A 15,253-nucleotide genomic window follows, 5' to 3' on the forward strand; every position below is an offset into this window, starting at 1 on the left:
ATGACCCAACGACTGCACTTCCCCTATGCCTTCGATGGCCACGGCCGCAGCCGAGAAGCGGACGAAGCCACCTGGATACGTGGCCTGATCGAACAGGTGCTGTTCACCGCGCCGGGCGAGCGGGTGATGCGCCCGGACTTCGGCAGCGGCCTGCGCGAGCTGGTGTTCGCGCCCAACAGCCCGGAGCTGGCCGCCACCGTGCAGTTCCTCGTGCAGGGCGCGCTGCAGCAATGGCTGGCCGACCTGATTCTGGTCGAGTCGGTCGAGGTCAGCGCCGTCGAGTCTCGCCTGGCGGTGCAGGTGCAGTACCGCATCCGCCGCACCAACCAGCGGCGTGACGACAGCTTCGTCCAGGGAGCGGCGCCATGATCTACCACTGCTGCGAAGAGAACCGCCGAGCGCTGGTGGATGCCCACCCCAGCCTCAATGGCATCGACTACCTGGAGGTGCTCGACCTCGACGCACCACCCGGCAGCCCACGCCAGCGCACCCTGCTGGTTCGCCTGCTCAAGCCGGTGCCGGCCGGGGTCAGCGTAGACAACCTGCATATCAGCGGTGGCGAGCGCGTGCGCCGGGTGGGCATCCAGTGGCTTGGCATCGCCAGCACGCCGCCGGCCCAGGTCAGCGCCGCGGAGCAGGCCCTGTTCCTGGGTCTTACCGAGCCCGACCACGTGCTGGTGGTACGTACCGACACGGACGGCGACCACTCCACCTACCGTCTGCAGCTGCGCCAGGCCGGCTCTCTCGATCTGCCGCTGGCGAACTTCGACCCGCGCCTGTCCGCCGTGGACTTCGCCTTCAAGGTCGAATGCCCCAGCGACTTCGATTGCCGCCCGCAGCAGGACTGCGCAGAACCGTCCGCAGCCGCGCCGGACATCAACTACCTGGCCCGCGACTACGCCAGCCTGCGCCGCCTGGTGATGGATCGCCTGGCCCGGCAGATGCCCGGCTGGCGCGACCGCAGTCCGGCCGACCTGGCCACTACCCTGGGCGAGCTGATCGCCTATGTCGGCGACCTGCAGCACTATCAGCTCGACGCCGTTACCACCGAGGCCTACCTGCACACCGCGCGCAAGCGCAGCAGCCTGCGCCGCCATGCATTGCTGGTGGACTACCAGCTGCACGAAGGCTGCAACGCCCGCGCCTGGTTGCACCTGCATGTCGGCGGCGGGCCTTTCCCGATGCCGGCCGGGCTGCGCTTTTACACCCGCGTGCCGGGCGTACCGTCGCGCATCCTCGCCGACTCGCCGGAAGAACGTCAGGCTCTGCAAAGTGCGCCGCTGGTGTTCGAGCCGATGCACCAGGCCACCCTCAACGAGGCGCACAACCGGCTGTTCTTCCACACCTGGAGCGATGCCCGCTGCTGCCTGCCCAGCGGCGCCACCTCCGCCACCCTGCGCGGCCACCTGCCGGATCTGGCGGTGGGCGATGTGCTGGTATTGCAGGAAGTCCTCGGCCCGCTCACCGGAGAGGCTGCCGACGCCGATCCCGCACGTCGCCACGCGGTGCGCCTGAGCGCGGTGCGTGCCTTCGACGGCAGCGATCCGCTGCTCGATCCGCTGGACGACAGCGAGATCACCGAGATCGCCTGGCACCCCGCCGACGCCCTGCCCTTTTCCCTGTGCATCTCCAGCGAGACCGACGAGGCCCACGGCAGCCTGCAGCTGGAGGATGTGAGCGTGGCCCTGGGCAACATCATCCTGGTCGATCACGGTCGCAGCGTTATCGGCGAAGCGCTGGGCAGCGTGCCGGAGCCATTGCTGCAGTATCCGGCCAGCGGCGGTGCTTGCCAGCGTTTGGCTCCGGAGCCGCTACCGCCGCGCTATCGCCCGTTGCTGGCGGAGGGCCCGGTGACCCACCGCGGCCGCGTCCTGCGTCGGGTTAGCGAGGGTGGCCTGGTGCGGCGCGAATGGGTGCTATTCGACCCGCAGGCCTCGGCCAGCGCCGCCCTGCACTGGCGCGCCGCCGATGCGATCCCCGACCTGCGCCTGGAGAGCGGTCCGGGCGGTAGCCCGGAGCACTGGAACGTGCAACGCAACCTGCTGGACAGCAGGGCCGAGGACCGCCACTTCGTGGTCGAGGCCGAGAGCGACGGCAGCGCCCGCCTGCGCTTCGGCGACGACCGTCATGGCCGGCGCCCGGACAGCGGCATGGCCTTCCGCGCCTACTACCGGGTCGGCAACGGCCCGGCCGGCAATGTCGGCGCGGCCAGCATCGCCCATGTGGTCAGCGCCGAGGCGCGCATCGAGGCAGTGAGCAATCCGCTGCCGGCCCATGGCGGGATCGCCGCGGAGAACCAGGCCGAGCTGCGCCGCGCGGCGCCCCAGGCGTTCCGCACCCAGGAACGGGCCGTCACCCCGGCCGACTATGCCCAGGTCACCGAGCGCCTGGACGCCGTGCAACGTGCCGCCGCCGGGCTGCGCTGGACCGGCAGCTGGCACACGGTATTCGTCACCGTCGACCGCGACGGCGGTGACTCGGTCGATGCACCATTCGCCGAGAAGGTGGTCGAGCACCTGGACCGCTACCGCATGGCCGGCCACGACCTGCGCGTCAACGAGCCGCTGCACGTCTCGCTGGAGATCGACCTGCTGGTGTGCGTCAAGGCCGGCTACTTCCGCAGCGATGTGCGCCACGGCCTGCTCGATGTGCTCGGCAGCCGCCAGCGCGGCGACGGTACGCGCGGGCTGTTCCACCCGGACAACTTCAGCTTCGGCCAGACCTTCTTCCTCAGCCCGCTGTACGCCGCGGCGCGCACCGTACCCGGCGTGACCTCGGTACAGGTGACGCGCTTCCAGCGCCAGGGCCAGGTCGATCCCAAGCCGCTGGCCGATGGTTTTATGGCGCTCGGCCGTCTGGAGATCGTGCGCCTCGACAACGACCCCAACTTCCCCGAGCACGGCGTGCTGCGGCTCAATCTGCATGGAGGCAAGTGATGGCCAGCAAACCCGAGTGCGACTGCTGCGCCGGCGTCGATACCGATACCCCGCGGCGCATCGACAACCCGCCTGGGTTGCCGATGATCGACTACCGCATCGGTCGCCATGGCGACTTCATGGACAGCCTGCAGGCGCGCCTGTCCAGCACCGAGCATCCAGCCCTGGCGGCCTTTACCAGCCGCGAGGCCAGCGACTTCACCCTGGCGCTCTCCGATGCCCTGGCCTGCTCGCTGGATGTGCTCGGCTTCTACACCGAGCGCTACGCTCAGGAGCATTACCTGCGCACCGCCACCGAACAGATGTCGGTGCGGCAGATGGCCCGCCTGATCGGTTACCGCCCCGCACCGGGGGTGGCCGCCTCCACTCACCTGGCCTTCACCCTGCTCAGCGCGCCGGGAATGCCCAGCGAGCCGATCGTGATTCCGCGCGGCACCAAGGTGCAAAGCGTGCCCGGGCAGGATGAACAGGCGCAGACCTTCGAGACCATCGCCCCGGCGCCGGCTCGCGCCGCCTGGAACGCCATACCGGCCCAGGCCAGCCGTGCCTGGCGGCCACGCAAGGGTGACACCGAGCTGTGGCTGGCCGGGGTCAGCCATCAGTTGCAGGTCGGCGACGCCATTCTCATCGTCGGCGACGAACGCCTGAGCGATCCCGGCAGCGAGCGCTGGGACGTGCGCGTGCTGGCAGGGGTCGCGGCAGACAGCGACAATGGGCGCACCCGCCTTTCCTGGACCCACCCGCTGGGCAGCGGCTTCCCGGCCATGAACCCGAGCGGTGCCGGCGCCCGGGTGTTCGCTCTGCGCCAGCGCACGGCGCTGTTCGGCCATAACGCGCCGGACCCGAACCTGTTCGGCTCGGACAACCCGCAGATCATCAACCAGATAGACACGACCACTAGCACCACCAACTGGCGCTGGGCCAACTTCCAGCTCGACCCGACGGCCATCGACCTGGACACCGACAACGCCAAGATCGTGGCCGGCAGCTGGTTCGCCCTGGTCTCCAACAATCCCGACTACGGCAGCGCCGATCTGCCCGGCTATGTCGAGCTGTACCGCGCCGTGCGGGTGATCCATCGCACCCGCAGCGCCTTCGCCCTGTCCGGCAAGATCACCCGCATCACTCCGGACACCGACGAGAACCTCAGCGCCAGCACCTTCCCCCTGCGCCAGACCCTGGTGCTGGCCCACAGCGAGGCGCTGGAGGTGATCGCCACGCCGCTGTTCCACCCGGCGCACGGCGATGTCCTCGAACTCGACCAGCGCGTCGACGGCCTGCAACCTGGCCAGGCACTGGCGCTCTCCGGCCGGCGCCAGCGCATCGCCCTGCAGGCCAGCGGCCTGGCCCTGCAGCTGGATCAGGGCGGCAGCGTGGCACTGGAACAGGGCGACGAGCTGTTCATGCTTGGCGCCGCCGACCGCATGTTCGGCAGCACCCCGGTGGCGCTCGGCGCCGAGGAGTTCGCCGGGCTGCTCGGCAACGCCTCGGTCAACCTGCGCCTGCAATTGCTGGATCGCGACGGACGCAGCGGCCGCCTGCAGGCCAACGCCAGCCAGGTGCGCCTGGCCAGCGGCCACAAAGATGATCCGCTGGTGCGCCAGATCGCCTTCATCGCAGACGGCGAGGACGCACTCAGCCACGACCGCGACCGTACCAGCCTCAAGCTGCAGATGGCGCTGCAGCATGTGTTCGAGCGCGCCAGCCTGCGCATCAACGCCAACGTCGCGCCGGCCAGCCATGGCGAAACGGTGGAGGCCATCCTCGGCGACGGCAATGCGGCCCAGGCCAACCAGCGCTTCCTGCTCAACCAGGCACCGCTGACCTACCTCAGCGCCAGCACGCCAAGCGGGCGCGCCTCCAGCCTGGAGGTGCGAATCAACGACGTGCTGTGGGGCGAAGTCCCGAGCCTGTACCACGTGGTGGCCAATACGCGCAGCTACGAGACCAGCCAGGATGAAGCCGGCTACACCACCCTGCAGTTCGGCGATGGCAACGAGGGCGCGCGCCTGCCCAGCGGCCACAGCAATGTGCGGGTGCGCTACCGCAAGGGCTTAGGTGGCGGCGGCAATCTGGCCGCCGGCAAGCTCACCACCCTGCTGTCGCGCCCGCTGGGCGTCAGCGAAGTGGTCAACCCGGTCCCCGCCAGCGGCGGCGAGGACGGTGAGTCGCTGACCCAGGCTCGCGCCAATGCGCCGCTGACGGTGCTGACTCTGGATCGCGCCGTGTCCATCGCCGACTACGCCAACTTCGCCCGCGCCTTCGCCGGCATCGACAAGGCCCATGCCCTGTGGATTCCCAGCGGCCCGGCGCGCGGGGTATTCCTCAGCCTGGCCGGCGCGCTGGGAGCACCCATCGCCGAGGGCGACGCCGTGTACGCCTCGCTGCGCGCTGCGCTGCTGGCCTATGGCGACCCTCTGGTACCGCTGCGCATGGTTGGCTACGCCGATGCGCGCTTCCGCTGTCGCCTGGCAGTCAAGGTGCTTGCGGAATACGAAGGCGACCTGGTGCTGCGCCAGGTGGAGGCAGCCCTGCGCGAACACTTCGGCTTCGCCCAGCGCGATTTCGGCCAGAACGTCTCGGTCGATGAACTGGCCGCGGTGGCCCACGGCGTGGCCGGCGTGCAGGCGGTGCAGGTCAGCCGCCTGTACCGCCAGGGCCAGGCGGCCGGTCTGGTGCCGCGCCTATATGCCGCGTTGCCGGTGGCCTCGCTCAGCGGCCTGCCGCAAGCGGCCGAACTGCTGACCCTGGCCGATGAGCCGCTGGAGCTGGAGGTGCTGCCATGAGCCTGGACGCACAAGCGCTGTTCGCCCTGCTGCCGGCCATCCACCGCATCCGCGATGCGGAACTGGCGCAGGCCCAAGGCTTCGAACGCGGCCCGCTGGAAGAGCTGGTGGCGCTGCTGGCGGAGCAGCTGGGCATTGCCGAGGAAGGCCTGGAGCAGCTCTACGACGACCTGTTCATCGAGACCTGTGCCGACTGGGTGGTGCCCTATATCGGCGACCTGATCGGCTACCAGGGCCTGCACCAGGTGGTGCCCAAGGTCGCCAGTCCGCGTGCCGAGGTGGCCCATACCATTGCCCTGCGCCGGCGCAAGGGTACCGCCACCGTACTGGAGCAGCTGGCCCGTGACGTCACCGGCTGGGACGCCCGCGCCGTGGAGTACTTCCAGCGCCTGTGCGCCACCCAGTACATGAACCATCCGCGCCCGCAGGCGCTGCAGGCTCCCGATCTGCGCCAGGAGCAGGCGCTGGAGTGGCTGGGCACGGCCTTCGAAACGGCCAACCGCAGCGTGGACGTGCGCCGCATCGAATCCGGGCGCGGTCGTCACAACATTGCCAACGTCGGCCTGCACCTATGGCGCATCCAGGCCTATTCGCGCACTCAGGCGCCCTGCCTGCGTGCCGGCCCGCGGCGCTACCGGGCCAGCCCGCTGGGCCACGACCTGGCGCTGTACAACAAGCCGCGGGTGGAAGACGACATCGGCCATCTGGCCGAACCGGACAACGTGCCCTGGCCGCTATCGCGCCGGCGCCTGGAAGCGCACCTGGCGCGGCACTACGGCGTACGCGCCGCAGCCGGAGAACCACTGGACAACCCGGCGCCGAGCCTGGAGCTGTGGGTCGACGGCACGCTGATCGAGCGCACACAGATCTGCATCTGCCACCTCGGTGACGACGGCGCCGGCTGGGCGCACACACCGCCAGCCAACGGCACCTATTCGATCGACCCGGTGCTGGGGCGCATCGCCCTGCCCGGCGATGCCCCGGACCCGACCGAGGTGCAGCTGACCTGGCACGAGGGTTTCTCGGCCGATATCGGTGGTGGCGAGTACGAACGCGGCGCCGACCTGCCCTCACCGCCAGCCGACCGCCTGGTGATACGGGTGCCGGACGACCAGGCAAGCATTGCCGCGGCGCTGACCGAGATCGCCGGCGATGGGGTGGTGGAGATCACCGACAACGGCCGCTATGAGGAGGCACTGAGCATTCAGGTCGCCGCCGATGGTGCGGTGGAGATTCGTGCGCGCAATGGTCGGCGCCCGGTCCTGGTGCTCAGCCAGCTGGACATCAGCGGCGCGGCGGACAGCGCCTGCCTGCTCAACGGCCTGCTGATCGCCGGCGCGCCGCTGCGGGTAGCGGCCGGCGCCGGTAATGCTCTGGCCCGCCTGGAGCTGAGCCACTGCACCCTGGTACCCGGTATCGAGCTGGACGCCAACGGCCAGCCGCAGCAACCCAGCACGCCCAGCCTGCAGCTGGAGATCGCCAGTCTGTACACACGCATTTCCCGCTGCCTGGTCGGCGCCATTCGCGCCCACGAGCGTGCGACGCTGCAGGCCAGCGACAGCCTGATCGACGCCACCGCCCGCGATGGCGTGGCCTTCGCTGCCGTCGACGGCGCATCACCAGGCGCGGCGCTGTCGCTGGACGCCTGCACGCTGATCGGCAAGCTGCACACCAGCGAGGTGGGGCTGATCTCCAACAGCATCCTGTTCGCCGCCCTGGCCCCCGCCGACAGCTGGGCGGTACCAGTGCGCGCGGAGCGCAAGCAGGTCGGCTGCGTGCGCTTCAGCTGGCTGCCGTTCAATTCGATCCTACCCCGTCGCCACCGCTGCCAGCCCGACTCCAGCAGCGCCTCCCGGCACATCGCTCCACGTTTCACCTCACTGCGCTATGGCACCCCGGCCTATGGCCAGATCGCCACCTCCACCGCTGCGGAAATCCTTCAGGGCGCGGACGACGAGAGCGAGATGGGCGTATTCCACCAGCTGTATGGCGCGCAACGGGTCACCAATCTGCGCATCCGCCTCGCCGAATACCTGCGAGTCGGGCTGCACGCCGGCATCTTTCACGAATCCTGAGGGAGCATCATGAGCTTCGATCTGAGTCGAATCCGCTTCGACGCCCGCCGCGACTTCCTCGGCGTGGTCATGCAACAGGGCCGGGTCCAGCTGGACGCCGACTGGAACGAATGGGTGGCACAGCTGGCCCGACGCATCCAGGCCGGCGCGCTGGACACCTACGGCGGCAACGTGGTGCCACGCATCACCCCGGACGGCTTCCGCATCGAGGCCGGCGGTGGCAGCTTCACCATCGGTGTTGGGCGCATCTACGTGGACGGCCTGCTGGCGGAAAACCACGGCGCCGCGCCCAATATCTGGGAACCGCGCCTGGCCGAGTTGACCGGCAGCACCGCGCTGAACTACGCCAACCAGCCCTACTACCCCAACCCGCCGGCGCTGCCTCAGGGGGGGGCGCACCTGGTGTACGTCGATGTGTGGCAACGCGACGTCACCGCCGTGGAAGCCCCCGACCTGATCGAGAAGGCAGTGGGCGTGGACAGCACCGGGCGTCTGCAGACGGTTTGGCAGGTCAAGGTGCTGGCCAATGTCGGCGACAGCACCTGCGCCACCGAGGATGAAGATGTCCCGGGCTGGCAGGCGCTGATCGCGCCCTCGGCAGCGCGCCTGTCGACCGGCACCGGCGTGCCGAACTTCGAGCCTGACCCCTGCCAGGTACCGCCGGCCGCCGGCTATCGCGGCCTGGAGAACCAGCTGTACCGGGTCGAGGTGCACCGGGGCGGCACGCTCGGCACCGCTACCTTCAAATGGTCGCGGGACAATGCCACGGTGGCCTCGCGGGTCAGCCATATCAACCCGGCGCGTGATCGCATCACGGTCGAGAGCATTGGCCGCGACGACGTGCTGCGCTTCCACGATGGCGACTGGGTGGAGGTGACCGACGACTGGCGCGAGCTGCACGGCCAGCCTGGCGAGCTGCGCCGCATCCGCGTGGCTGGCGGCGTGGACGAAAGCGCGCGGACCCTGCAGTTCGACCAGTCGCTGCCCGCCGGCATGTTCCCGACCGATGCCCAGCAGGCCACCCAGGCCGTGCGCAACACCCGCGTGCGGCGCTGGGACCAGACCGGTCTGGTGCGCCGCGAGAACGGCAACCAGGTGCTGGATCTCAACGCCCCCGGCGCCGCCGGCGATATCCCGATACCCGCCGCCGGTACCCGCCTGTTCCTTGAGCACGGCATCCTGGTGGACTTCAGCCTGGCCCCGGCCGGCGGCCAGTTCCGCAGCGGCGACTACTGGGTGTTCGCCGCGCGCACCGTGGACGCCAGCATCGAGCAACTGAACCAGGCGCCGCCGCTGGGCATCCACCACCACTACGCGCGCCTGGCGATGGTCAATTTCCCCGGCGACGAGACCGACTGCCGCGTGCTCTGGCCGCCAATCGCCGAGGGCGAAGGCTGCGACTGCACCGTCTGTATCAGCGCCGAGGACCACAACAGCGGCGTCGCCACCATCCAGCAGGCCATCGATGCGATCAAGGATGTCGGCGGCACCATTTGTCTGGGCATCGGCACCTACAACCTGCGAGAGGCGCTGACGGTGGACGGCGCCAACTCGCTGCGCATCCGCGGCCAGGGCTGGGGCAGCCTGCTGGTGGCCAGCGGGCCCGGCAGCGTTCTCGACATCTCCGCCAGCAACGGCGTGGCCTTGGAGAACCTCAGCCTGATCGCCTCGGCCACCAGCGCCAATACCACGGCGGCACTGCGCGCACGCAATACGGTCGACCTGCGCGCCGAGCATATCAACGTGCTGTGCCTGGCCACCGGCGAAGGCGCCAGCGCCGCCATCGGCCTGGGCGGCAACATGCTCGGCGTGAGCATCGACGACTGTGCCCTGGTGGCCGAGCGCGGCCTGGTGCGCCTCGGCGAGCACCTGCTCAGCGCCGAGCTGCGGGTGACCCGTAACCTGTTCTTCTGCAGCCAGCGTGCGCTGAATCTGGACGGCATCAGCCTGCACTACGGCGACACGCGCATCGACGGCAACCTGATGATCACCGGCAGGCAGACTGCACTGGTGGCGACCGGCGCGGTGTTGCCGGGCTCGCCATTTACCATCGCCGACAACGTCATCTACACCCAGGGCGATGGCATTCGCGCCGGGGTGGATGGCCTGCGTATCCGCGACAACGAGATCAGCGGCACGTCCGAACGGGGCGGCGAAGGCATAGTGCTCGAAGAGGGTCTCGACCCGCAGGGACCCAGCGACGTGCGCATCGAGGGCAACCGCCTGCGCCAGCTGCAGGGCAATGCCATCGCCATCAACCAGCAGCTGGACGGCGCCAGCATCACTGGCAACCTGATCGAGGACATCGGCCTGGGCGCCCTGGTGATGGGCGAGGCAGGCGGCGCCACGAGCCTGGTAGTGAGCGGCAACCGCTGCCGCAATCTGGGCCTGGCGGCGAATGTCGAAGGTACCGCCTACGCGGCGTTCCAGTTGATCCGCATCCAGCGTGCCGACTTCTGCGACAACCTGGTCGCCGAGGTGGCGCGTGAGGCAGTGCTCGCGCCGGCCATCGCCGGCCTGCGCGCCGCCGCCATCGCCCAGTTGCGGGTGTGCGACAACCGCTTCCTCGGCATCGGACCGGACCGCAGCAGCGGCGAAGTGAGCGCCATCCAGATCATTCCGCCCTTCGATCGCAGTGTGGTCGAAGGCAACCATGTGGACCGGGTCGGCGACGACGAGCAGCAGAAGCCGGTCAATGCCATCTGGCGAGCGATCCTGATCGCCCCGGTAGCGATCGGGGCCAGCGGCCACTTCAGCGCCGCTTACCTGGTCGCCGCCACGCAAAACAACATCTACCTGCTCACTGCCAACAGTGCCTATGCGGTGGCCAACCGTCGCGCCGACCTGGCGATCCAGAACAACCAGTTGCGCGCCCACCTGACCAGCGTGTCGCTGAACCTGTGCGCCGAGCTGGACCATTGCCTGTTCGCCGGCAACCGCTGCGAAACCATCGGCGGGGCCAACACCAGCGGGGCGCAATCAGGCGATCTGCAGGCACGTACCCTCAACGCCAGCAACAACCGCCTGCTCGGCCAGGGCGACCAGGACACCCTGCACCTGCAGCCGGATGCCCAGGTCAAGCAGGCCATCGTCATCGGCAACACCAGCTCCGGCAATATCCGCGTCATCAACGGCGCGCCGGTCCCCAACGACATGGGGTTGACCAACCTCATCGGCTTCTAGGAGAGCACGACATGGCCGTCACCACCTTTCGCGGCGAAAAGAACCTCGGCGAGCTGGCCGACAAGCTGTTCCTGCGCCTCACCCCGCGCCAGCGCGAGAAGGTCGAGGGTGCACTGCTGCAGGCCAATCCGCAGCTGGAGGAACTTTCCAGCCTGCGCGCCGGCACGCTGCTCAAGGTGCCGGACCTGCCGGAGCTGCGCGCCAAGGTCAACCGCGCCGGCGGCAACCCGGACGACCAGTTGGCCGAGCATCTGAGCAACGAGCTGTCGGCCTTCGCCAGGCTGCTGGGGCCACGCTTCGCTACGGCGCAACAGGCAGTCGAACAGACTGCCGCGGTGCTGGCAGAGCCGGAGCTGAACCGGGTGATCGCCAAGGAAAAACCGCTACGCGACCTGGCGAAGAACATCGGCACGCTCAACGAGGCACGCAAGAAGGAGCTGGATGAACGCCAGCAGGCGCTGATCGCCGCCGTGAAACAGATGCAGGGTGATCTGCAGAAGCGCTGAGGCGACATGGCCTGGCGTTCAGGAATGCATTGCGTTTGCCAGGAATTATCATTTTGGCTAAAGTCGCCGGCTTCGCGCATAGCTCGGCAAGCCAAGGATTGTCCATGTTCCGACTCGATGCGGTCAGTTTCAGCCTGCCGGAACGCACCCTCCTGCATCCGCTGTCGCTCGACATCCCGCAAGGCCAGATGGTCGGCCTGATCGGCCACAACGGTTCCGGCAAGTCCACCCTGCTGAAGATGCTGGCCCGCCAGCAACCGGCCAGCGCCGGCCGCGTGCTGCTGGACGACAAGCCACTGGCCGACTGGAAGGACCGCGACTTCGCCCGCCAGGTCGCCTACCTGCCGCAGCAGCTGCCGCCTGCCGACAGCCTGACCGCCCGCGAGCTCGTCGGTTTCGGCCGCTATCCCTGGCACGGCCTGCTCGGCCGCTTTGGCAGCGAGGACCACGCCAAGGTACGCGAGGCCATGGAGCTGACCGACACCTCGCGCTTTGCCGAGCGCATGGTCGACAGCCTCTCCGGCGGCGAGCGCCAGCGCGTGTGGCTGGCCATGCTTCTGGCGCAGAACAGCCGCTACCTGCTGCTGGACGAACCGACCTCGGCCCTCGACATCGCTCACCAGGTCGACGTGCTCGGCCTGGTGCACCGGCTCAGCCAGCAGCTCGGGCTGAGCGTGATCGTGGTGCTGCACGACATCAATATGGCCAGCCGTTACTGCGACCGCCTGATCGCCCTGCACAGCGGACGCCTGCTGCTGGACGGCAGCCCGGCCGAGCTGATGACCGACAGCAACCTGGAGGCCATCTACGGCCTGCCCATGCAGGTGCTCAGCCACCCGCGCGGCCAGCAACCCATCGCCGTGGTGGTGTGATGCGCTGGCTGCTCTGCATGCTCGCCCTGCTGGCGGCAATCGCCCAGGCCGACACCCGCCAACCGCGCATCGCGGTGATTGACTGGGGCCTGACCGAGACCCTGCTCGGCCTGGGCGTGACGCCTATCGCGGTGGCGCAGACCGAAGGCTACCGACGCTGGGTGCAGGCGCCCGAGCTGCCTGAACAGGTAGTCGACCTCGGCCTGCGCATCGAGCCCAACCTCGAACTGCTCAGCCAGCTCAAGCCGGACATGATCCTGATCACCCCGCAGTTCGCCGCCAGCCGCGCGCAGCTGGAGCGCGTGGCGCCGGTGCACACCCTGGCCATTTACACCCCGGAGGCCGAAGCCTATGTCGGCGCCCAGCGGGTGACCCGCGAGCTGGCCGAGCTGCTTGGCCGACAGAGCGAAGGCGAAGCGATGATCGCGCGCATTGACAGCACCATGGCCCGAGTCAAGGAACGCCTGGCTTCACAGGCATTGCCGCCGTTTTATGTGATGACCTTCCTCGACCAGCGCCATGTGCGCCTGTTCGGCAAACAGAGCATCTACCAGGGCGTGCTGGACCGAGTCGGCCTGCGCAATGCCTGGCAGGGCCCGACCAACTACTGGGGCTTCAGCCAGCAGGGCATCGACCGCCTGGCCGAGACTCCCGAGGCCGCCCTGCTCTACCTGAAACCCATGCCGCCCGGCGTTCAGGACGGCCTGGCAGCCAGCTCCCTGTGGAACCAGCTGCCGGCGGTACGCGCGGGGCGCCTGTATGACCTACCGCCGGTATGGAGCTTCAACGGCCTGATGGCGGCCGAGCGCTTCGCCCACCTGCTGGAAGCGCGCCTGGCGCCGGAGAGTGTGCAATGAGCGATTTGCTGGCTGAGGGGCCACTGCCTGTGCGGACCCGCCGAGGCTTCTCCAGCCACCCTGCCTGGCTATGCGGCGTGCTGCTGATCCTGACGCTTGGCCTGGCACTCGCCGACCTCGGCCAGCGCCTGCCGAGCGGGCAATGGCTGCAGGCCATGTTCGCCCCGCGAGACGGCGACATGGCGCAGCTGATCCTGCACTTCAGCTGGTTGCCGCGCCTGTGCATGGCCCTGCTGTGCGGCGCCGTACTGGCCCTGGCCGGCACCCTGATGCAGCAGGTCCTGCGCAACCCGCTGGCCTCGCCGACCACCCTGGGCGTGGCCAGCGGCGCCCAACTCGGCCTGCTGGTCGCCACCCTGTGGGCGCCCTGGCTGCTGGATTTTAGCCGCGAGTGGGTAGCCCTTGCCGGTGGTGGTCTGGCCTCCCTGCTGGTGTTCGCCCTGGCCTGGCGTCGAGGACTGGCACCCCTGACGCTGATCCTCGCCGGCCTGGTGGTGACGCTGTATCTCAGCGCGCTCAACGTGACCCTGATGCTGGTCCAGCAGCAGGACCTCAACGCGGTGTTCATCTGGGGCTCCGGCTCGCTCAGCCAGAATAGCTGGAGCGGCGTGCAGTTCCTCCTGCCACGCCTGGCCGTCGGCATGCTGCTCCTGCTGCCGCTGTTGCGCCCGTTGGCCCTGCTGGAGCTGGACGACAGCGGCGTGAAGAGCCTGGGCGTGCCCCTGCGCTTCCTGCGTTTCGTCACCCTCACCCTGTCCGTGTACCTGGCCGCCTGCGTGGTCAGTACCGTTGGCGTGATCGGCTTCATCGGCCTGGCCGCGCCGGCCCTGGTACGCCTGCTCGGTGCGCGCACCTTCGCCCAGCGCCTGCGCTGGGCGCCGCTGCTCGGCGGCCTGTTGCTGAGCGTCACCGATCTGGGCATCCAGCGCCTAGCCGGCAGCCTGGCCGAACTGGTGCCCACCGGCGCCGCCACCGCCCTGCTCGGCGCACCGCTGCTGCTCTGGCTACTACCACGCCTGCGCCTGGCCGGTGGCCAACCGCACAGCGGCGACGGTCATCACTTCAGCCGTCATCCCTTCCCGGCCAGGCGCCTGCTGCCGCTGGGCGTGGTACTGGTCTGCGCACTGCTGATCGCCCTTGGTCTGGGGCGCGGCCTGGACGGTTGGCAGTGGACCCTGGGCGACGCCACCCTGCTCGATTGGCGCTGGCCACGGGTGATGGCCGCCGCTGCCGCAGGCTGCATGCTGGCCCTGGCCGGCTGCATGATCCAGCGCCTGACCGGCAACCCGATGTCCAGCCCCGAGGTGCTCGGCATCAGCGCCGGCGCTGCACTGGGTCTGATCGCCCTGCTGTTCCTGCTGCCCTACTCCGGCCCCCTGGCCCAGCTGGCGCTGGGTGGTCTGGGCGCCGGCCTGACGCTTCTGCTGCTGCTCGGTCTGTCGCGGCGCTCCGGTTTCGCGCCCGAGCGCGTGCTGCTGATCGGCATCAGCATCACCGCGCTGTTCGATGCGCTGCAGGTGATCCTGCTGGCCGGCGGCGATCCGCGCGGGCAGAACCTGCTGGGCTGGATGTCCGGCTCGACCTACTTCGTCGGTCCGCAGATGGCAGTCTGGGTGCTGGTCTGCAGCCTGGTGCTGCTGGTCGCCGCACTGCCTTTCGGTCGTTGGTTGGAGCTGTTGCCGCTGGGCGATGGCACTCCACGCGCCCTGGGCGTGCCGCTGGGACGCAGTCGCTTCTTGCTGTTGCTGCTGGCGTCGCTGCTGACGGCCGGCGCCACCTTGATCGTCGGGCCGCTGAGTTTCATCGGGCTGCTGGCGCCACACCTGGCCCGCCTGCTCGGCTTGGCTCGCGCCGTGCCGCAGATGCTTGGCGCGGCACTGCTCGGCGCACTGGTGATGGTGGCGGCGGATTGGCTGGGGCGCACGGTGCTGTTCCCGGCGCAGCTACCAGCGGGGCTGCTGGCATCGCTGCTGGGTGGAGCCTACTTCATGCTGTGCCTGTATCGGCGCTGAGGGGCTTGCTGGTGGGCTGTTCGCTG

General features: G+C 69.2%; 9 protein-coding genes. All 9 read left to right on the plus strand.

Annotated features, from left to right (window positions below; genetic code table 11):
* Positions 1-369: a GPW/gp25 family protein gene (locus IB232_RS09375; protein WP_192398247.1), complete on the plus strand. Its 369-nt coding sequence runs from the start codon at positions 1-3 to the stop codon at positions 367-369.
* Positions 366-2,936, plus strand: coding sequence for a putative baseplate assembly protein (locus tag IB232_RS09380; protein WP_192398248.1), 2,571 nt, complete (start codon positions 366-368; stop codon positions 2,934-2,936). The genes IB232_RS09375 and IB232_RS09380 overlap by 4 nt, the downstream gene beginning before the upstream one ends.
* Complete coding sequence (locus tag IB232_RS09385) at positions 2,936-5,722, plus strand: putative baseplate assembly protein (RefSeq protein ID WP_192398249.1); 2,787 nt, start codon at positions 2,936-2,938, stop codon at positions 5,720-5,722. Before IB232_RS09380 ends, IB232_RS09385 begins: the two co-directional genes overlap by 1 nt.
* Positions 5,719-7,797 carry a hypothetical protein gene (locus IB232_RS09390; protein ID WP_192398250.1) on the plus strand — a complete coding sequence of 693 codons (2,079 nt, stop codon included), beginning with the start codon at positions 5,719-5,721 and terminating at the stop codon, positions 7,795-7,797. The genes IB232_RS09385 and IB232_RS09390 overlap by 4 nt, the downstream gene beginning before the upstream one ends.
* Before the next feature lie 9 nt (positions 7,798-7,806).
* Entirely contained in the window at positions 7,807-10,980 is a 3,174-nt protein-coding gene (locus IB232_RS09395; RefSeq protein WP_192398251.1) for a DUF6519 domain-containing protein, read from the plus strand.
* An 11-nt stretch (positions 10,981-10,991) separates the two neighbouring features.
* The gene (locus tag IB232_RS09400) at positions 10,992-11,486 is read left to right on the plus strand and encodes a hypothetical protein (RefSeq protein ID WP_192398252.1); all 495 of its coding nucleotides are present in this window, start codon (positions 10,992-10,994) and stop codon (positions 11,484-11,486) included.
* A 104-nt stretch (positions 11,487-11,590) separates the two neighbouring features.
* The gene (locus IB232_RS09405) at positions 11,591-12,358 is read left to right on the plus strand and encodes an ATP-binding cassette domain-containing protein (protein WP_192398253.1); all 768 of its coding nucleotides are present in this window, start codon (positions 11,591-11,593) and stop codon (positions 12,356-12,358) included.
* Entirely contained in the window at positions 12,358-13,215 is an 858-nt protein-coding gene (locus IB232_RS09410; RefSeq protein WP_192398254.1) for an ABC transporter substrate-binding protein, read from the plus strand. Before IB232_RS09405 ends, IB232_RS09410 begins: the two co-directional genes overlap by 1 nt.
* On the plus strand, positions 13,212-15,227 hold the full coding sequence (gene fhuB, locus IB232_RS09415; protein WP_192398255.1) for a Fe(3+)-hydroxamate ABC transporter permease FhuB: 2,016 nt from the start codon (positions 13,212-13,214) through the stop codon (positions 15,225-15,227). Before IB232_RS09410 ends, fhuB begins: the two co-directional genes overlap by 4 nt.
* The last annotated feature ends 26 nt before the right edge of the window (positions 15,228-15,253 follow it).

This window comes from Pseudomonas sp. PDM15, from assembly GCF_014851565.1.
Taxonomy (GTDB): domain Bacteria; phylum Pseudomonadota; class Gammaproteobacteria; order Pseudomonadales; family Pseudomonadaceae; genus Aquipseudomonas.